The organism is Bacillus cereus group sp. BfR-BA-01379 (genome assembly GCF_022663605.1).
Lineage (GTDB): Bacteria > Bacillota > Bacilli > Bacillales > Bacillaceae_G > Bacillus_A > Bacillus_A mobilis.
Window position 1 is genome coordinate 101,501 of sequence record NZ_JAKUFT010000004.1, and the last position, 18,506, is coordinate 120,006.

The window sequence follows — 18,506 nt, forward strand, 5'->3', positions numbered from 1 at the left end:
CAAAATGCCCGTAAATATCGATTACGTCTGTTTTTATTTTACGTAAATAAAAACATTTTTAAAGGAGGAGTCAACTATGGCTCGTTATACAGGTCCAGCTTGGAAACTGTCTCGTCGTCTTGGAATCTCTCTAAGCGGCACAGGAAAAGAATTAGAAAAACGCCCTTACGCACCAGGTCCTCACGGTCCTAACCAACGTAAGAAACTTTCAGAATACGGTTTACAATTACAAGAGAAACAAAAACTTCGTCACATGTACGGCATGACTGAGCGTCAATTCCGTCGCACATTTGACCAAGCAGGTAAAATGCCTGGTAAGCACGGCGAAAACTTCATGATCCTTCTTGAAGCTCGTCTTGACAACTTAGTTTACCGTATGGGCTTAGCTCGCACTCGTCGCGCAGCTCGCCAATTAGTAAACCACGGCCACATCACAGTTGATGGATCTCGCGTAGATATCCCATCTTACCGTGTAAAACCTGGTCAAACAATCAGCGTTCGCGAAAAATCTAACAGCCTTGTTGTTGTTAAAGAAGCGATCGAAGTTAACAATTTCGTACCAGAATACTTAACTTTCGATGCTGATAAATTAGAAGCTACTTACACTCGTCACGCTGAGCGTTCTGAGTTAGCAGCTGAAATCAACGAAGCATTAATCGTAGAGTTCTACTCTCGTTAATGACAAAAAGCCAATCCTCTGGATTGGCTTTTTTCGTTTATATATAAGGGATTTTAGGGATAAAATAATCGTGGATAAACGCTACTTTCCCTATATATTTTACATATACATCTTCAATGAATTAGAAAAAGCCAAGTTAATTAAACATGACTTTTTCTAAATTACCTATCGATTATTTTCTCAAATTTAATTTGAATCATTAAGCCGCAAAACCTTATATAAATCATCAGAAATAATAATATTGATAAAAATATCTTGTTCCGAAATTTTTATCATAAAAATTCCCAGCAACTAAACACATTTTACGACAAAATTCGATTACTCCTATTTCAATTCTTATATTACAATCATCTTCATTATTTTCCCAAGACTTGCTATTAATTTTCAAATTCCTCTCATTCATGTAACATATCAACACTTACAATGATCATTATGTCCAATAAAAGATGTTCAAAGTATAGTTACTTAATTCAAAACTCTTATCATTACATACAGCTCCTTTTGCATACTCCTTACTTCTCATATAAAATTCAAACATATTTTTAGAAAGGAAGATTTTTTCCAACTAAAAATAATGTATTAATATAAACAAATTTATAATTTTATGTTTCTTTGCTATAATTCTCTTAGATAGGAGGTGAATAATATGAATAATCCTACATATCCTGTTAAAGTTTATGTACACGCATTGATTGGGCTCTCTTTACCTGCTTTGACCGTTTTTGGGTTTACAGTTCCAACATTCCGTGGAATTTTCTTTTTCTTTGCCGCAATATTACTTTCATATTATGGAATTACTATACGATTTATAATGGCTAAACTGAATTCAACACCAATGATCCCATTTTATCGTTTATTAGCTTTTACGCTGTCACTATTATTTTTTTCCGCTTTTATGGTGATAATATCTCAACAAAAGACTTCTTTTGTATACTTTTTAGCATTAAAGTATATGAAAGAACTATCTTATTTAACAATCTTATATACAGTTTCTATATTCCTATTTTTTTTATTCGAGTTAATATTTCATCTTTATAAACATATTAAAAAACCACAGCGTATTAAGAATAAATTTGAACTATTTGGATTCGGTATACATCTTTTTATAGCTCTCTTTACTACATTAATATTACCTGATATAATTTTCGGGATAATTTATAGTTTTATATTCGGCTTTTATGATAATAAATTATTTGAAACAAGCATTTGGGAATTTTCATACTTTAGTTTCCTCATCCATTTTGCATTACCTATAAATTCAGAGAGCATCCAAAACTACGTGAAATTACTTAATGAACACACATTAGCTAGAGCAATTCAAGTAATTCATATTAATACATGCAAATTTCTTGATTTAACATTTTTAGCTATTTTAATTCAGAACTTTTTAGGATTTATAAGCATGTTCAATATTGAAAATAAAAACAATAAAAATTCATAGATTATTTTCTCAAAAAAGCATCCATATTGGATGCTTTAACTATATCCCTATTATTCATAATAAAAAATAGTACCTTAAACAGTTGCTCTTTTATCAACAGTTTAAGGTACTGACAAGCCACATTTCTTTAGCGTAACTAAATATAAAATTTATCATCTTTTTTAAACATGTTCTGTTGATTTAATTTGTAGCCAATCCGTAATAATTTTTCGTACCCTTAACAATATTTTTTCCTGATTTTGAACAAACTCACATACTGATATATCAATATTTTCTTCAACTAATCCAAATAGAAAAGATATCTCCTTACGAATCATCTTTAAATCATTTTCCCTTATGCCATAGTGGAAAATATTATTTCGTAAGCTAGATGTATATAGTTTATTTATTGAATCAATTATAATAGTGATTTCTTCTTTTCTCTCAACTGCGCCATAATATCTTGAACTTTGTTCATCTGTTCTCATTAATTTACCCAACGCTTGTACACTTGAATAACAACAGATAGACACTATCCTTTTATAAAGATTTGTTTCTTTGGATAATACTTGTGGTAAAATAGCCAGAACATAATTTATGCCACATAAAATATTAAACAAAATAATATTAATATCATTGTCTACATCATTTCCAAATAACTTCATCCTATCTTCCAAAGAAAATCTATAGTCTTCATCCTTTATATTTATTTCTACCATCGGAATATTTGTTGGAATTGTAAATCCATTCTCTCTCAAATACGTGCAAATAATTTGAGTCATTATTTCACCAAAACCTTTGAGTTCTTCACCATTATCTAATTCCTGAATCAAATTATTTACTATCTTGTTTGCCCTAAAGGTATTACTTACATATACATTTTCAAATTTATAACACCCAAAATTATCTTGTCCAAATACATTGATAAACATATTTTGAAAACTGTTATAATCCTTAGTTAAATAATCGTCAAATAATGAAATTGATTCAGATACAGATTCAACTGTTTTATTGACCTTATTTATGACTTTTGTTTCAGCCCTAACCTTCATAATTTTACGAATTTCTTCTGAATGCCACCTTACTTGTTGATTCTCATCAAAGGAATCCAATACTCCAGAAATAATAATGCCTATATACGGAAGGAATTCAAATATTAAACTACCATTATTACCTAACTTTTGAATAGTAATTATAGAATCCATGCAATCTGAAAGTAACAATCTTCGAGATGCCTCACTATGTTCCATACAAATCCTCCTGTTTATAACGGTTTATTTTTATCAATTTATCAGTTCACATTAATTATACTTGTTTCTTCTACAAACCCTCTATTAAATAGCCCACTTACTAAATTTGAATTCTATGCATACAAAAAAGCTACCGAAGACACCAAAACAGTTACTTCGAGTAGCTTTTATTTATATATATTAAAATTATTTATTTTCCTCTTTTTGAACATATACATAAGCATCTTTCTGCTCTTTATGTATATCAACCTTCGAATTCTCTGCAAGCTGACCCGCGTTTAGCAAAGAAAAAATAATGAGTGCTTCTAGTGACATTTTGTTTTACCACTCCTTTCTAGTTGTTATACATTTATCATACCGCTTACATGTGATTTCCATATGAACTCGAAAAGGAGATTACAACAAAAAGGTTACAGGAATACGAATGCACGCTATAATAACCATAAAATAGGAGGTTGATTCATTTTGACAATAAACCAAATGGTTCAATTGGGTAGTGCATGTATGTTCTTTATTGCTTCCGCGCTTATTAATTGGTATCAGGGGAGTAATTTAATAGATGATCCTGATGAATGGAAATATAGCGCTAAGTTTACAAATTACTTTAAAGGCACCGTTTCAAATTACGAAGATATTTATCAAATCGATTTCTTTATATATGCGGCAAAATTTTATCCAACAGCATTTATTGTTATGCTCATTAGCTTACTTTATATGATCGTATTAATTCTTCATATTCTATTTACAAGAACTCGTAAGGCAATCTAAATTTATACATAAAAACCCCGAATCATAAACTTTTCAGCCTACAATCCGGGGTACTATTTGTTTTATATTCGTTTCTAATTAGTAACGAATTAAGAAATATTTCTTTTTACCGCGGCGAATGATTGTGAATTTACCTTCGATACGGTCGTTTTCTGTTACAACGTAGTCTAATGCTTGTGTACGCTCACCGTTTACGTAGATTGCGCCGTTCGTTACATCTTCACGTGCTTGACGTTTTGATGGAGAGATTTTGCTTTCTACAAGTAAGTCGATTAATACTGTATCTTCTGCAGTACGTTCTACAGATGGTACATCTTTGAATCCTTGCTCGATTTCGCTTGCAGTCAGTTCTGCTACAGAACCACTGAATAATGCAGCTGAAATTTTAATTGCTTGTTCTAATGCTTCTTCGCCGTGAACAAGTTTAGTCATTTCAGAACCTAATGCTTTTTGTGCTGCACGTTTTTCTGGTGCTTCAGCTACTTGCTTTTCAAGCTCAAGAATTTCTTCATGAGATAAGAATGTGAAGTATTTTAAGTATTTAACAACGTCGCGGTCATCTGTGTTAATCCAGAATTGGTAGAACTCGTAAGGAGTTGTTTTCTCTGGGTCTAACCAAATCGCGCCGCCTTCTGTTTTACCAAACTTCGTACCGTCAGATTTCGTAACTAGTGGAATTGTTAAACCGAATGCTTTCGCATCTTCTTCTGATTTACGGATTAATTCCAGACCAGCTGTAATGTTACCCCATTGGTCACTACCACCGATTTGCAAGCGGCAATTATGGTTTTGGTATAAGTTTAAGAAGTCGTATGATTGTAAAATCATATAACTAAACTCAGTGAATGAAATACCAGTATCTAAACGAGATGCTACTGTATCTTTTGCTAACATATAGTTTAAACCGAAGTTTTTACCGATATCGCGTAAGAATGAAATGACATCTAAGTTACCAAGCCAATCATAGTTATTAGCCATTGTTGCTGGGTTGTCCACGTTTTCGAACTCTAAGAAGTTTGAAAGTTGGTTTTTAATGCTTTCTGTGTAGTAAGCAACTGTATCTTTCGTATTTAATGTACGCTCTGCTTTTTTACCACTTGGGTCACCGATCATACCAGTACCACCGCCAACAAGTGCGATTGGTTGGTGACCAGCTAATTGGAAACGACGTAACATTAATACTGGTAACATATGACCGATGTGTAAGCTATCCGCTGTCGGATCGAAACCACAGTATAATTTAACGCTTTCTTTTTCTAATAATTGCTCAAGTCCCTCAGCATCTGTTTGCTGATTAATTAAACCGCGAAATTCAAGATCTTGTAAAATACCCATATCCTACATACTCTCCTTTAAGTTCATTACTGGCGTGAAGGTTGAAAACATAAAAAAATCGCCCCTTCAAATAAGGGACGATTTTGATTATCGCGTTACCACCCTAGTTGCAGGCCAAAAAAGCCTACCACCTTATTTATATAACGGCTTAGCACCGTCTTTTCCCTTTTGAATACAATTCAATCGAAAAAAGATGCTCTAGGGGCGTAATTCGCGATCATCTATGTGCTGATTTTCACCGACCATCAGCTCTCTAAAACAGGGAAATGATCACTACTTCTCCCTTTCCACGCTCAATTATTCATATACTTTTCTTTATACCATCATTTATATAGGCATGTCAAATAGAGGTCGGGTTTCTCTTCTTTCCAATCCTTTACAACGTCGCAAAGAGTATCGTAATAAGAGAAAGGATTGGAACCCCAACTAATAACGATACATGAAACACAACCGATAAATCATTTCCAATCGTCGCCTCCACAGGATCTTTCGCTGGAGAACCAAGAAATCCAATTAATCGGTCGAAGCGACTTACCGTTTTTGGAAAATCCGGTATTTCTACATGATCACTATCTAAATGTTGCTGTAATTTATATTCATTCTTAAAGGGATTTTCGCTCAATTTCATCCACCTCCAGCAATTGTTTCAATTTCTTTATCCCGTTATGGAGTCTCGACTTCACTGTTCCAATCGGAATATTTAATATCTCCGCAATCTCTTTTTGCTGCATATCATGATAATAAGAAAGAATAAGGACAGCCCGCTGCTCTTCCGGAACTTTCAAAATTGCCTCTCTTACTGTGAGCCGATCTTCGTGAGAAAATTCTTTTTCCTGAATCGGCACTAAAAACGGCAAAAGCGTACGCCACTTTTTTCTTCTATTTAATTTATTAATCATAAGGCGATAACCAATTTGGAATAAATACGTTTTTATTTTTCCTTTTTCAGGTTCATACATATGTTTCTTTCGCTCTAGCATCAAAAACGTATCTTGCACAAGGTCGATACTTAATTGTTCATCTCGGTTAAATCGATATAAAAATGTGTATAGCGCTGGTTTGATTAAAACATATAGTTTTTCTCCCGCCTGTTTATCTCCACTTTGATACGCAAGCATGAGCTCTTCCTCAATCCCAATCTGCGCCATGATTTTTGATCTCCTTTATTCCTTTTAACGTTAATGAAATGCGGGAAATTAAATAGCAACTTGCTACGATAATCCATACTTGGGATTGATTCGTAAAAAATTGAACATACGGGTTTTGTATTGTCTGTCCCGTTGAAACTAAAATATTTAATGCTTGCACACATATACATGCATACACTGCAAGACAAGCCGAAATCGTATCAAATACATTCCAGCGAAAATACACTTTTGTTTTTGTAAAATCAATTTTATATCCTTTTTTCCGTACTATATGTTTTCTATCAAACGGGATAATGATTGAAAACATAACAATCATCATAACCCCAGCTGTAATCATTGATACTTTAAATCCGATTGGCATCGGTAATAGCAAGCCACAAGAAAATACGACTATAATTCCAAGTAAAGCAAAAGTAAGAAGTAATTTATTAGACATAAAAAAGCCTCCCTCATCTATTCTTTCATAAATGTATACAGACGAGGAAGGCACTTCGTTCAAATATTATTTTATTTTTTTAATAATCTTTGCAGGATTTCCACCAACTACTACATTGTCCGGCACATCTTTCGTTACGACGGCGCCAGATGCGATTACCGCGTTGTCTCCAATTGTGACACCAGGATTAATAACCGCTCTTCCGCCAATCCATACGTTATCACCAATTGTAACTGGTTTTCCGTATTCTGATCCGCTTATGCGCTCTATCGGATCAAGCGGGTGTGTTGCCGTATAAATGTGAACACCTGGAGCTAACATACAGTTCACTCCGATTGTCACCGGGCATACATCTAAAATTGTACAGTCAAAGTTCGCGTAAAAATTTTCGCCAACGTGAATGTTATAGCCATAATCACATCTAAAAGAAGATTCAAGATGAATGTTATCTCCAGTCGTTCCGAATAATTCTTTTACGATTTCGCTACGCTCTTTTAATTGTACTTCTGGTGTTTCATTTAATTTTCTCGTTAGTATACGAGCTTGCTCCCTCTCTTGCACCAAAACAGGATCAGCTGGTATGTACATTTCCCCTTGTATCATCTTTTCTTTTTCTGTTTTCATTTCCTTCTCCCCTTTAACTCGTATGTATAAGTTTATGATATCATAAAAAGAGAAAGGTCTGAACATATTCCTTGTTCAGACCTTTCTCTCTTAATCTTCCATCGTTGATAAGTCACCTGTTGGTAAGTTTAACTCCCACGCTTTTAATACGCGGCGCATAATTTTACCACTTCTCGTTTTCGGTAATTTATCTCTAAATTCAATTTGTCTTGGCGCTGCATGAGCTGCTAGTCCTTTTTTTACAAATTGACGAATCTCTTCTTTTAATTCATCAGATGGTTCGTATCCTGCCCGAAGCGCGATAAATGCTTTAATGATTTCGCCGCGCACTGGATCAGGAATACCAATTACACCAGCCTCTGCAACAGCAGCATGCTCGATTAATTTACTTTCTACTTCAAACGGACCAACGCGCTCACCTGACGTCATAATTACATCATCAATACGCCCTTGGAACCAGAAGTATCCATCTTCATCCATATAAGCAGAATCACCTGATACATACCAGTCTCCCGGCATAAAGTAAGATTCATACTTTTGCTGGTTATTCCAGATTCCACGCATCATCGCTGGCCAACCTTTACCAATTGCTAAGTTACCCATTGTGTATGGAGGAACTTCATTTCCTTCATTATCAACAATCGCTGCTTTCACACCTGGAATTGGTTTACCCATTGAACCTGGACGGATTTCCATACAAGGGTAGTTACAAATAACTTGTCCACCTGTTTCTGTCATCCACCACGTATCATGAATACGAAGTCCAAATGCGTTCATACCCCAGCGAATTACTTCTGGATTTAACGGTTCACCAACGCTTAATACGTGACGAACTTGTGATAAATCATATTTTTTAATTGCGTCTTGTCCAGCTCCCATTAACATACGGAACGCTGTTGGCGCACTGTACCAAACTGTTACACCGTAATCTTGCAGCGCTTCATACCACGCTTCCGGACTAAAGCGGCCACCTAAAACAACATTTGATGCCCCAACTAACCACGGTGCGAAAATACCGTAAGCTGTTCCAGTTACCCAGCCTGGGTCAGCTGTACACCAATATACATCGTCTTCTTTTAAATCTAATACCCATTTCGCCGTTTGATGGTGCTGCACCATTGCATTTTGCGCATGAAGCACACCTTTTGGCTTACCAGTAGAACCAGACGTGTAATGTAGAATTAAACCGTCTTCACGGCCTAACCATTCAATATGTAATTCCTTTGAAGCTTGTTCAAATAAAGGATTAAACGCTACCGTTTTGCCGCCTTCTTCTACATTATCTCCAACAAGGAAGACTGTTTTTAAGGCTGGTAAATCATTTAATGGTACACGCTCTAACAATTCAGGCGTTGTAATTAACACCTTTGCTTCGCTATCTTCTAAACGATCGCGAACTGCGCCTTCCATAAACGCTTCAAATAGTGGACCTACGATTGCCCCTAATTTCACTGCACCAAGAAGTGCGAAATATAATTCTGGAGAACGCGGCATAAAAATAAAAACGCGATCGCCTTTTTCTACATCGCCATAATTTTTCAGGACGTTTCCTGCTTTATTAGAAAAATCCTTCATTTCCTTAAATGTATACTTCTCTTTTCGCGATCCATCTTGATAATAAAGGGCTACTTTATTTTTACGATCGGATTTCGCATGCTTGTCAATTGCCTCATACGCCATATTTACTCGGCCTGTCTCATTCCAAGTAAAGTTTTTATTAACCTCTTCCCAGTTAAAATTCGCGTATGCCTCATCATAATTCGGCAAATTATTTTCTCCTTTAATGACAGGAAGCGTTTCTACTTTCATACTTTACATCCCCCTCCTATGTATTCTATTATCTATTATAATAACATTATTTAAAATTTTCAGTATATTTGTTGATTTTTAGACAAATTTTTAATGACAAATTTCGATTCACATCGCATATATTATAAAGTACGATATGAATAGATTCACAAACCCTCAAGGTGGTGAGCAATACATTGATTCATAAAAAAATATATAATGCTAGAAACTTAAAAACAGCGAAAGGCACTTTAATTATTGAAGGTCCTGTCTCTACACATAACTTAGAAATGTATGAATTTCATCCAGACTTAATTGCGTTTCGTCCTGCCGAGCAGCAATATAAAGCAATTGTCGAAATTTCTAAACTACCAGAAGCTCGTCTCATTATTGCTAGACATGACCAAACGATTGTTGGATATGTTACATACTTGTATCCTGATCCACTCGAACGATGGTCAGAAGGAAAGATAGAAAACTTAATTGAACTCGGGGCGATTGAAGTTGTCCCTGCCTTCCGCGGTTGCGCTGTCGGAAAGAACTTATTAGAAGTTTCAATGATGGACGACCATATGGAAGATTACATTATATTGACGACTGAATATTATTGGCACTGGGATTTAAAACAAACAGGCTTAAATGTTTGGGAGTACCGAAAAGTAATGGAAAAAATGATGAATGCTGGTGGCTTACAATGGATGGCTACAGATGATCCTGAAATTTGTTCGCACCCTGCTAACTGTTTAATGGTCCGCATCGGTAAACGCGTTGATACGGATTCTATTCAAGCATTTGATCGTCTACGTTTTCACAATCGTTTTATGTATTAATAAAGGGGGCAACTGGAATGATTGTAGAAGAAATTATGAATCAAGATGTGGTGACACTACACCCAAACGATACAATCGAAACAGCAATCCGAACGATACGCACGAAAGGCATTCGGCACATTCCAATTGTCGATCAAAATAATCATGTCGTAGGCATTATTTCTGATCGGGATGTAAGAGATGCAAGTCCGTCTATTTTAGATGAACAAGTTTCACTCGATATGCTGAAGCAACCACTTGAACTTATTATGAAACATCCTGTTATGACTTGCCATCCTCTCGATTTCGTTGAGGAAATTGCCACTTTATTTTTCGAAAATAAAATTGGCTGTCTTCCTGTTACAAAGGCTGGAAAGCTAGTTGGAATCATTTCTGAATCTACTGTGCTGCACACGTTAGTGAAATTAACAGGAGCACATCAACCGAGTTCACAAATTGAAATTCAAGTAAAAAACGAACCTGGTATTCTCGGAAAAGTCGTTGCTATTTTTAGTGAGTTACAAATCAATATCGTGAGCGTTCTCGTCTATCCAGCAAAAGATGAGAATGATAAAGTACTCGTTTTCCGCATTCAAACGATGAATCCGCTAAAAGTGATTGATGCACTTGAAGCAGAAGGCTACCGCGTATTATGGCCAAATATTATGGGGATGCAAGCATGAGTAGCGCGTTTATTTATTCGGATGACTTTCGGGGCTATTCGTTTAGCCCTGATCATCCTTTTAACCAACTGCGCGTCACACTTACGTATGATTTATTACAAAAGGGTGGTTTCATCTCTCCTTCCCAAATCATCTCACCACGGATGGCTACAGATGAAGAGATCGCCTACGTTCATACAGAGGAGTACATAAATGCGGTAAAACGTGCTGGAGAAGGTAAGTTAGAAAAATCAATCGCGATGACATATGGACTCGGAACAGAAGATACACCGATGTTTCCAAATATGCACGAAGCAAGTGCATTACTCGTTGGCGGTACGTTAACAGCTGTCGATGCTGTTCTTTCCGGGAATGTAAAACACGCACTTAATTTAGGTGGCGGCTTACATCACGGCTTCCGCGGCAAGGCATCTGGCTTTTGTATTTATAACGATAGTTCTATCGCCATGAAATATATTCAGAAAAAATACGGTTTACGTGTTTTATATATTGATACAGATGCTCATCACGGTGATGGTGTACAGTGGTCTTTTTACGACGATCCTAACGTATGCACCATTTCACTACATGAAACTGGGCGTTATTTATTCCCTGGAACTGGTGCTGTAAATGAACGCGGACAAGGAAATGGCTACAGTTATTCTTTTAACGTTCCACTCGATGCTTTTACAGAAGACGAATCGTTTTTAGATTCATATCGAACTGTCGTAAAAGAAGTTGCCGCCTACTTTAAACCGGATATTATTTTAACGCAAAATGGCGCTGACGCACATTATTACGACCCACTTACACACCTTTGCGCAACGATGAATCTTTATCGTGAAATACCGAAGCTCGCTCGCGAAATCGCTAACGAATATTGCGAAGGCCGCTGGATTGCTGTCGGTGGTGGTGGCTATGACCACTGGCGCGTCGTCCCAAGAGCTTGGGCACTCATTTGGCTCGAAATGAACAACATCCAAAACATCTCAGGTTATCTCCCTCCAGAATGGATTGACGCTTGGAAAGGACAAGCCAAAACAGAACTTCCCCTCACATGGGAAGACCCAAACAACATGTATAAACCTATCCCCCGCAAACCAGAAATTGAAGAAAAGAATGCATTAACTGTAGCGAAATCTCTTGAAATAATTCGGAATAATATGACAAAATCTTTATACTAAACGAAAAGGAGGCTCGTTTTTGAATAGCCTCCTTTTATTTATAGCTTGCTAGTATTGTCGTTTTCTGTCGGTAAGTCGATATATTTTGATAATCGCTGATATATTTCGAGTTGCGCCGATATATCTTAAGATTCGCTGATATATTTTATTTCACAATTAATCGGTCCAATTTTTATGAGAAAAGGTGTGATATTATGTGGAAGCAACAAATGGTCCCTACAAAACGTGGCACATTTGAACTCTTTACAAAAGGAAATGGCGAACCACTTTGCATTACACATCACTATTCACAATTTAATGAAACTGGTGATTACTTTGCGGATGTTTTCACTGCTACGCATCGTGTATTTCTTATTAATTTACGAGACGCTGGTAAATCCGCAAAAGCCAATTCAGAAAACGAATTAAGTATGGTTGAAACGGTTCACGACTTAGACGCAATACGAGAAGCATTACAACTCCCAACATGGCATTTCGCTGGTCATTCAACAGGTGGTATGCTCGGACTTTTATATGCGATTACATATCCAAATTCCTTACAATCATTAGTCGTCGTTGGAGCCGCAGCAAGTAACTATACCGAAACACCATTGTGCATTTATCACCCATCACATCCACAGTTTCATTATATGCAACAGCTCATCGAAAACTTAAAAACCCCTCTCCTTACAAGTGAAGAACGGAAAGAGCTATCTACTAAGAGAACAAAATTATCATTGTATAAACCAGAAAACTACAACTCTTATTTTTGTAAACCAATCCAAAAAACGATGTCTACTAGCCGGATGAACGCTTTCGCCAATGAATATCCGTCATTTGATTTAAGAGAAGCTTTACCTTCCATCCAAACAAAGACTCTCATTATATGCGGAAGACATGATGTACAGTGCCCGATTCAATATTCTATTGAGATGCATAAGGGTATACGTAATTCTATCTTCGTTCCATTTGAGAACAGCAACCATTATCCTTTTTTAGAAGAAGCTGCTCAGTTTACTTCTACTACTCAAACATTTTATAAATCGTTCCTCTATTATTAAGGAAAGCTCGCAGTTTCTATAAGACTATGAGCCTTTTTCAAAAGAAATATTTCACACTAAAAACAACAAGCAGAACAAAAAAATCATTAAACCTACATCAATGAATATCGACTTTTTATCTCCTTCTTTTATACTCATCATAAAATTAGAAATTATTTTAATTCCAAAAAAGACCATCATAAACAACCCACCAAAATGATCATTCGTAGAATCTTCATCATAAAACATTTGTATTGAACCAATAATTAATAAGATAAGTATGATATTGGTTCCAATCTTTAAAGCCTTGGTTGATTTATTATCTTTTCATGTATCTCCCAAAATGTAGCACGCCCTCTCATGCTCTCTTATGTTTTATCTCTCTTTATATTTTAACATAAATTACCTTTTCCCCTTTTAGTCCAGATCACAATAAAAAACCTGCCAATCACTCGGCAGGTACATTACACGTTAAAGCGATAACCAGCTCCCCACACTGTTTCAATATATTGCGGGTGAGCAGGATCTCTTTCAACTTTTTCACGTAGCTTTCTAATGTGAACAACGACAGTAGCTAAATCGCCAGCTGAGTCTAGTCCCCAAATACGTTCAAATAACTGTTCTTTATTTAATACTTGGTTTGGATGCGTTACAAAGAATGTTAATAAATCAAATTCCTTTGTTGTGAACGCGATTTCTTCATTGTTTATAAAAACTTTTCTCGCTCGCTGATCAATAGAAATTCCATGAATGTATAACGTATCGCGTTGCTTACTCACATTTCCTGATAATCTTTCATAACGAGAAATATGCGCTTTTACCCTTGCGACTAATTCACTTGGACTAAATGGTTTCGTTATATAATCATCCGCCCCTAAACCGAGTCCGCGAATTTTATCTATATCTTCCTTCTTTGCTGAAACAAGTAAAATTGGAATGTCTTTTATAGCACGTATTTGTTTACAAATTTCAAATCCATTCATCTTCGGAAGCATAATGTCTAAAATAATTAAATCATAATCTTCCTGCAAAGCCATTTGTAAACCTGTCTCTCCGGAATGCTCTACATCGACTTGAAAATCACTAATTTCTAAATAATCTCGCTGTAATTCTGCAATACTTATTTCATCTTCTACTAGTAAAATTCTCTTCATTCTACTCACCACATTCCTGTACTTTTTTCAATGAGAAGAAAATACTTGTACCTTCCCCAAGCTTACTTTCCGCCCAAATTCCCCCGCCATGTTCTTCAACAATTTGCTTTGCTATCGCTAAGCCAAGTCCACTTCCACCTGTACTAGAATTTCGCGATTGCTCTGCACGATAAAACCGCTCAAATATATACGGCAGCGTATCAGCCTCTATACCTGATCCATTGTCCATTACTTTCACAACAACAGTATTATTATCACTCAATACTGTTACTGTAATTTTCTTCTCTTCTTTATCCATGTATTTCACACTATTATGAACTAAATTTGATATCACTCTATTTATCTTTTCGCAATCGGCCGTTACATATAGTGGTGATGAATGTAATTGCAAGTGAACTTCTATACCTTCCTCACTTAAATCCATCTGCATCTCTTCTAATAATTCCTGCATAAATATGTTTAATTCTATCGTTTCAAACTGAAAGGGAACTCGATTCAAATCGAGCTTCGAGAACAAAAAAAGCTCATCAATGAGTGTATCCATATGTTTTGCCTTCGTATGGATCGTTGTTAAATACTTATCCATTTTTTCTGGCGTATTTGCGACCCCATCTTTTATGCCTTCTACATATCCGATAATAGATGTAATCGGTGTTTTTAAATCATGAGATATGTTTGAAATGAGCTCTTTTCGATTTTCTTCATACTGTGTTTGCATCTCAATCGATTCTTTTAACTTCTTCCTCATTTCCTCAAACCCTTGATTTAATTGCCCGATCTCATCATGAGATGTAACTGGAATTTGAAAATCTAAATCCCCTTCTTTAATTCTACCAGTCGCATCTTTCAATACAAAAATTGGTTTTATCACACTTCTTGAGACGAAATAACTTACTAATCCAATGAGTAATATCGCTAGCAGTAAAAGCGCTACGAATAAAATCGGAAATAACTTTTGTGTAAGATCGACAAATGAACTTTGCCTTTTTAGTACAAATATACTCCCTTCTTCATCTCCGGGAAAATAAAAATCAAATTTTACATATCGATAAAATGTATCACCTAGTTCTGTTGTACCACGACTATTAATATTTGCTGATTCAAATTTCGGAAGAGCTTCTTTTAACGATATACTTTCAAATATTTTTGTAGCATAAGAAATGGTTTCACCCTTTCTGACAACTATTTTCACACCTTCTTTTTCAAGTGGTGAAACGAACGATTCATCTAATAGTTGTGATTGATTTTTCTTTGCCGCTAATTTCAATTCAATATACGTATTCTCTTCTTCTGGCGTAAGCGGCTTTTGAATATACGAACTTTTATAGAAATTTTTCACTGATTCCAAGTCTCCTGTTATGGAAAAAACAATTAAAAATCCCGCGACTAATATGAGCGTGATGGAAACGAGAATAACAGCGATATACGAGAATAAAAATCTTGTTTTAATAGACATATGTTACATCCTCACTTTAACAAACCTTGTTACTCATAAGCATAAAAATATATGTTCAAATACTCAAGCGATTTTATAGTAATTTTAGCGTCAGTTTATAAAAATTTAATGTTCTTATTTTACAGTTGAAATGAGGAGGTTGAAATTCCATGTTCAAAAAAACAGTAAGTATGATCTGTTGCGTAATTTTTTTGCAAGGATGCTCGCAAGAACAAGAAGTTAAAAAGGAGATGACAAACATGGAGACAGCGCTACTAGCAGCTACTGAGAAACAAGAAACGAATACTATTATATCGTTACTCAAAAAAGGGGCTAACATAAATATTAAAGACAATAAAGGACGTACTCCTCTTATGACTGCTACATACAAAAATGATGTAAAAACCGCAAAAGCGCTTATTGAAGCTGGTGCTGATGTAAACATCCAAGATGATATGAAAAATAATCCTTTCCTATACGCCGGTGCTGAAGGTTACTTAGATATTTTAAAATTAACGATTGATGCTGGCGCAGACGCATCGCTTACGAATCGTTACGGCGGAACAGCTCTTATCCCTGCCTCAGAACATGGCTATATTGATGTTATTAAGGAACTCCTTACGCGAACAACTATTGATGTTAACCATGTAAATAATCTCGGATGGACTGCTTTAATGGAAGCCATCGTACTAAGTAACGGAAACGAAACACAACAACAAGTTATTCGCCTTCTTATTGAACACGGTGCAGATGTAAATATTCCAGACAACGATGGTGTTACCCCGCTAGAGCATGCGCGCGCTCATAACTTTGAAGAGATAGAGAAGATTTTGTTAGAAGGACGTAAGTAAAAAGCTAATTTTTGCCTTCCTCTCCCATCCTATGCTACATTTAAGCCGTTACATCAATATTAATAGGGTGGGAATAAACATGAACAAACCTAAAATTGGGATGATTGGACTTGGAAGTATTGCGCAAAAAGCCTACCTTCCAACACTTACAAAAGAAACAGATTGGAATTTTGTAGGGGCATTTACACCTAACGCTGAGAAAAGAAAACAAGTTTGTCAGCAATACCGCATGCAAGACTTTCATTCTATTGAAACGTTAGCTTCGGAATGCGATGCAATCTTCGTACATAGTTCAACTGCTACACATTATGAAATCGTTTCTGAACTTCTGAAAAAAGGAATCGACGTTTATGTTGATAAGCCGCTAGCAGCTACAGTGGAACAAGCTGAGCAACTAGTCGAGTTGAGCGAAAAGTATAACCGAAAGTTAATGGTCGGATTTAATCGCCGATTCGTTCCTATGTATGTTGCTGCAAAAGAGCAAGCTCATAATATTTCATGGATTCGAATTGAGAAGCACCGCACAAATAAAGTAGGACCATACACGTACGACTTTACTATGTTAGATGATTACTTACATATTGTAGATACTGCTCGCTGGTTAGCTAACGATGATCTTAACGTCGTTCATAATATGGTGCAAATGAATGAAAAGAATGAACTTCTTTACGGACATCACACATATACAACGCCAAGTGGATTGTTACTTTCTACCGCAATGCATCGCCATGCTGGTACAAATTTAGAACAAATTGAACTTGTAACGACAGGGAAAATCATTCGCGTAAAAAATATGAACACATTTGAAGTTGAGCAGGATAATACAGTTTCTCAAAGCGGTTCACCATCATGGGATACGACGTTGAAACAGCGTGGTTTTGAGGATGCTGTTCATCATTTTATTGAATGTGTACACGGAGATACAAAGCCTGTTGTAGATGGATTAGAAGCATTAAAAACGCAGAAACTATTGCAATCTCTACTGGACAATATAAACAAAAATTAAAACGGATACATTTTTCAGAATTTACTTTCATTCCCATTTCCTCTTTATTTCTCTCGTAAATTTCTATAGAATATGTTGATAGGAATTATAAATTTCATATTGAATCGTGGAAAGGATGGGATTAACACATGTGGAACGAGTTTAAAAAGTTCGCTTTAAAGGGAAATGTAATTGATCTAGCTGTCGGGGTTGTAATCGGTGCTGCATTCGGTAAAATCGTTAGTTCTTTAGTAAAAGATATCATTACACCATTAATCGGTTTATTAATGGGAGGAATCAACTTCACAGGATTAAAATTTACAGTAGGCGAGGCCTCTGTTAAATACGGTAACTTTATCCAAACGATAGTTGACTTCCTAATCGTTGCATTTGCAATCTTCGTTTTCGTTAAAGTCTTTAACAAAATGACTTTAAAAAGAGAAGCTGAAAAGAAAGAAGAAAAAGCAACAAAAGAAGAAGTTCTTCTTAGCGAAATTCGTGACTTATTAAAACAACAAAATTCTTCTAAAGATAGAGCATAATTGAACGGATAAAAAGGCATGCCCCTCGGGACATGCCTTTTCTATATGCTATAACGTTTCCGAATTCATATGAATAAATAAAATAATACCAGCAACCATAAGTACCATTACACTACCTGCAAATAGTGTAATACCCATGAACATTAAACTTGTGCTCATGTCCACTGATACACTTTCAATAAAAATAGAAATTACATACGTGATAAGGGCAATTCCTGCAAGAATACTTCCTGGAACAAATCGCTTTAAGCCATTTTGTTTTAACGTCATATATGCAAAAATAGCAGTCATACAAAGCGTAATTATCCAAAGAACGATCATCTCTTCTCCCCCCTCACAAGCCTTTTCTTTCTATTATACATGACATTGCCCTATAATAGCTAAATTTGCACTTATGTGACATATAACAAGGATTAA

22 protein-coding genes, 1 pseudogene and 1 other annotated feature are annotated in these 18,506 nt (G+C 35.7%); of the genes and pseudogenes, 10 read left to right on the plus strand and 13 right to left on the minus strand.

Annotated features, from left to right (window positions below; all coding sequences use genetic code 11):
• Positions 1-76 precede the first annotated feature (76 nt).
• Complete coding sequence (gene rpsD, locus MR113_RS02960) at positions 77-679, plus strand: 30S ribosomal protein S4 (protein WP_000135322.1); 603 nt, start codon at positions 77-79, stop codon at positions 677-679.
• Positions 680-865: 186 nt separating this feature from the next.
• On the opposite strand, the pseudogene MR113_RS28470 reads toward rpsD, so the two are convergent.
• Positions 866-1,055: pseudogene (locus MR113_RS28470) on the minus strand (hypothetical protein); the annotation flags it as partial.
• 270 nt (positions 1,056-1,325) lie between these two features.
• On the opposite strand from MR113_RS28470, the gene MR113_RS02965 reads away from it, so the two are divergent.
• Positions 1,326-2,120 carry a hypothetical protein gene (locus tag MR113_RS02965; RefSeq protein WP_132130966.1) on the plus strand — a complete coding sequence of 265 codons (795 nt, stop codon included), beginning with the start codon at positions 1,326-1,328 and terminating at the stop codon, positions 2,118-2,120.
• 161 nt (positions 2,121-2,281) lie between these two features.
• Here the strand turns inward: MR113_RS02965 and MR113_RS02970 are convergent, their stop codons facing one another.
• Together MR113_RS02970 and MR113_RS02975 are read right to left on the minus strand one after the other, a co-directional pair.
• Complete coding sequence (locus MR113_RS02970; protein ID WP_132130965.1) at positions 2,282-3,349, minus strand: hypothetical protein; 1,068 nt, start codon at positions 3,347-3,349, stop codon at positions 2,282-2,284.
• Between the two features lie 186 nt (positions 3,350-3,535).
• The gene (locus tag MR113_RS02975) at positions 3,536-3,664 is read right to left on the minus strand and encodes a hypothetical protein (RefSeq protein ID WP_000050940.1); all 129 of its coding nucleotides are present in this window, start codon (positions 3,662-3,664) and stop codon (positions 3,536-3,538) included.
• Between the two features lie 150 nt (positions 3,665-3,814).
• Between MR113_RS02975 and MR113_RS02980 the strand changes: the two genes are divergently transcribed.
• Entirely contained in the window at positions 3,815-4,117 is a 303-nt protein-coding gene (locus MR113_RS02980) for a YjdJ family protein (protein ID WP_242250900.1), read from the plus strand.
• A gap of 78 nt (positions 4,118-4,195) precedes the next feature.
• On the opposite strand, the gene tyrS is transcribed toward MR113_RS02980, so the two are convergent.
• The 6 genes from tyrS to acsA form a co-directional block, all read right to left on the minus strand.
• Positions 4,196-5,452: a tyrosine--tRNA ligase gene (gene tyrS / locus MR113_RS02985; protein ID WP_000512075.1), complete on the minus strand. Its 1,257-nt coding sequence runs from the start codon at positions 5,450-5,452 to the stop codon at positions 4,196-4,198.
• Positions 5,453-5,522: 70 nt separating this feature from the next.
• Positions 5,523-5,751, minus strand: a binding site (T-box leader).
• A 77-nt stretch (positions 5,752-5,828) separates the two neighbouring features.
• Entirely contained in the window at positions 5,829-6,074 is a 246-nt protein-coding gene (locus MR113_RS02990; RefSeq protein WP_088048001.1) for a hypothetical protein, read from the minus strand.
• Positions 6,055-6,600, minus strand: coding sequence for an RNA polymerase sigma factor (locus MR113_RS02995; protein ID WP_097818395.1), 546 nt, complete (start codon positions 6,598-6,600; stop codon positions 6,055-6,057). The genes MR113_RS02990 and MR113_RS02995 overlap by 20 nt, the downstream gene beginning before the upstream one ends.
• Positions 6,581-7,036, minus strand: a complete 456-nt coding sequence (locus tag MR113_RS03000) for a hypothetical protein (protein ID WP_000066455.1) — start codon at positions 7,034-7,036, stop codon at positions 6,581-6,583. Before MR113_RS03000 ends, MR113_RS02995 begins: the two co-directional genes overlap by 20 nt.
• A 66-nt stretch (positions 7,037-7,102) precedes the next feature.
• Positions 7,103-7,660 carry a maltose acetyltransferase domain-containing protein gene (locus MR113_RS03005; protein ID WP_098130571.1) on the minus strand — a complete coding sequence of 186 codons (558 nt, stop codon included), beginning with the start codon at positions 7,658-7,660 and terminating at the stop codon, positions 7,103-7,105.
• A gap of 90 nt (positions 7,661-7,750) precedes the next feature.
• Positions 7,751-9,469 carry an acetate--CoA ligase gene (gene acsA / locus MR113_RS03010; RefSeq protein WP_016130337.1) on the minus strand — a complete coding sequence of 573 codons (1,719 nt, stop codon included), beginning with the start codon at positions 9,467-9,469 and terminating at the stop codon, positions 7,751-7,753.
• Between the two features lie 176 nt (positions 9,470-9,645).
• On the opposite strand from acsA, the gene acuA reads away from it, so the two are divergent.
• From acuA to MR113_RS03030, 4 genes are all read left to right on the plus strand, one after another.
• On the plus strand, positions 9,646-10,278 hold the full coding sequence (gene acuA, locus MR113_RS03015; protein WP_061680131.1) for an acetoin utilization protein acetyltransferase AcuA: 633 nt from the start codon (positions 9,646-9,648) through the stop codon (positions 10,276-10,278).
• A 17-nt stretch (positions 10,279-10,295) separates the two neighbouring features.
• Positions 10,296-10,940, plus strand: a complete 645-nt coding sequence (locus MR113_RS03020; RefSeq protein ID WP_000634568.1) for an acetoin utilization AcuB family protein — start codon at positions 10,296-10,298, stop codon at positions 10,938-10,940.
• The gene (acuC, locus tag MR113_RS03025) at positions 10,937-12,103 is read left to right on the plus strand and encodes an acetoin utilization protein AcuC (protein WP_242250901.1); all 1,167 of its coding nucleotides are present in this window, start codon (positions 10,937-10,939) and stop codon (positions 12,101-12,103) included. The genes MR113_RS03020 and acuC overlap by 4 nt, the downstream gene beginning before the upstream one ends.
• A 194-nt stretch (positions 12,104-12,297) precedes the next feature.
• Positions 12,298-13,143 (plus strand): alpha/beta fold hydrolase, encoded by an 846-nt coding sequence (locus MR113_RS03030; protein WP_242250902.1) that lies wholly within the window; start codon positions 12,298-12,300, stop codon positions 13,141-13,143.
• 51 nt (positions 13,144-13,194) lie between these two features.
• Here MR113_RS03030 and MR113_RS03035 read toward each other — a convergent pair whose 3' ends face one another.
• From MR113_RS03035 to MR113_RS03045, 3 genes are all read right to left on the minus strand, one after another.
• Positions 13,195-13,419, minus strand: coding sequence for a hypothetical protein (locus MR113_RS03035; protein ID WP_242250908.1), 225 nt, complete (start codon positions 13,417-13,419; stop codon positions 13,195-13,197).
• A 167-nt stretch (positions 13,420-13,586) separates the two neighbouring features.
• Positions 13,587-14,276 (minus strand): response regulator transcription factor, encoded by a 690-nt coding sequence (locus MR113_RS03040; protein ID WP_242250903.1) that lies wholly within the window; start codon positions 14,274-14,276, stop codon positions 13,587-13,589.
• A gap of 1 nt (position 14,277) precedes the next feature.
• Positions 14,278-15,732: a sensor histidine kinase gene (locus MR113_RS03045; RefSeq protein WP_242250904.1), complete on the minus strand. Its 1,455-nt coding sequence runs from the start codon at positions 15,730-15,732 to the stop codon at positions 14,278-14,280.
• A gap of 149 nt (positions 15,733-15,881) precedes the next feature.
• On the opposite strand from MR113_RS03045, the gene MR113_RS03050 reads away from it, so the two are divergent.
• The 3 genes from MR113_RS03050 (at position 15,882) to mscL (ending at position 18,089) form a co-directional block, all read left to right on the plus strand.
• A complete protein-coding gene (locus tag MR113_RS03050) occupies positions 15,882-16,562 on the plus strand; it encodes an ankyrin repeat domain-containing protein (RefSeq protein WP_242250905.1) in 681 nt (226 codons plus the stop codon).
• Between the two features lie 79 nt (positions 16,563-16,641).
• A complete protein-coding gene (locus tag MR113_RS03055) occupies positions 16,642-17,568 on the plus strand; it encodes a Gfo/Idh/MocA family protein (protein WP_242250906.1) in 927 nt (308 codons plus the stop codon).
• A gap of 128 nt (positions 17,569-17,696) precedes the next feature.
• The gene (gene mscL, locus MR113_RS03060; RefSeq protein WP_242250907.1) at positions 17,697-18,089 is read left to right on the plus strand and encodes a large conductance mechanosensitive channel protein MscL; all 393 of its coding nucleotides are present in this window, start codon (positions 17,697-17,699) and stop codon (positions 18,087-18,089) included.
• Between the two features lie 48 nt (positions 18,090-18,137).
• Here the strand turns inward: mscL and MR113_RS03065 are convergent, their stop codons facing one another.
• Entirely contained in the window at positions 18,138-18,410 is a 273-nt protein-coding gene (locus MR113_RS03065; protein WP_061680140.1) for a DUF3917 domain-containing protein, read from the minus strand.
• Positions 18,411-18,506: the final 96 nt, after the last annotated feature.

Bases quoted from the DNA above. Each gene is read 5' to 3' on its own strand.
- MR113_RS03055 (WP_242250906.1), top strand. From the start codon at position 16,642: ATGAACAAACCTAAAATTGGGATGATTGGACTTGGAAGTATTGCGCAA.
- acuC (WP_242250901.1), top strand. From the start codon at position 10,937: ATGAGTAGCGCGTTTATTTATTCGGATGACTTTCGGGGCTATTCGTTT.
- MR113_RS03030 (WP_242250902.1), top strand. From the start codon at position 12,298: ATGTGGAAGCAACAAATGGTCCCTACAAAACGTGGCACATTTGAACTC.
- MR113_RS03000 (WP_000066455.1), bottom strand. From the start codon at position 7,036: ATGTCTAATAAATTACTTCTTACTTTTGCTTTACTTGGAATTATAGTC.
- MR113_RS02970 (WP_132130965.1), bottom strand. From the start codon at position 3,349: ATGGAACATAGTGAGGCATCTCGAAGATTGTTACTTTCAGATTGCATG.
- MR113_RS02975 (WP_000050940.1), bottom strand. From the start codon at position 3,664: ATGTCACTAGAAGCACTCATTATTTTTTCTTTGCTAAACGCGGGTCAG.
- MR113_RS02965 (WP_132130966.1), top strand. From the start codon at position 1,326: ATGAATAATCCTACATATCCTGTTAAAGTTTATGTACACGCATTGATT.
- MR113_RS03040 (WP_242250903.1), bottom strand. From the start codon at position 14,276: ATGAAGAGAATTTTACTAGTAGAAGATGAAATAAGTATTGCAGAATTA.
- MR113_RS03050 (WP_242250905.1), top strand. From the start codon at position 15,882: ATGTTCAAAAAAACAGTAAGTATGATCTGTTGCGTAATTTTTTTGCAA.
- tyrS (WP_000512075.1), bottom strand. From the start codon at position 5,452: ATGGGTATTTTACAAGATCTTGAATTTCGCGGTTTAATTAATCAGCAA.
- acsA (WP_016130337.1), bottom strand. From the start codon at position 9,469: ATGAAAGTAGAAACGCTTCCTGTCATTAAAGGAGAAAATAATTTGCCG.
- MR113_RS03065 (WP_061680140.1), bottom strand. From the start codon at position 18,410: ATGATCGTTCTTTGGATAATTACGCTTTGTATGACTGCTATTTTTGCA.
- MR113_RS03045 (WP_242250904.1), bottom strand. From the start codon at position 15,732: ATGTCTATTAAAACAAGATTTTTATTCTCGTATATCGCTGTTATTCTC.
- rpsD (WP_000135322.1), top strand. From the start codon at position 77: ATGGCTCGTTATACAGGTCCAGCTTGGAAACTGTCTCGTCGTCTTGGA.
- MR113_RS03020 (WP_000634568.1), top strand. From the start codon at position 10,296: ATGATTGTAGAAGAAATTATGAATCAAGATGTGGTGACACTACACCCA.
- mscL (WP_242250907.1), top strand. From the start codon at position 17,697: ATGTGGAACGAGTTTAAAAAGTTCGCTTTAAAGGGAAATGTAATTGAT.
- MR113_RS03005 (WP_098130571.1), bottom strand. From the start codon at position 7,660: ATGAAAACAGAAAAAGAAAAGATGATACAAGGGGAAATGTACATACCA.
- MR113_RS02995 (WP_097818395.1), bottom strand. From the start codon at position 6,600: ATGGCGCAGATTGGGATTGAGGAAGAGCTCATGCTTGCGTATCAAAGT.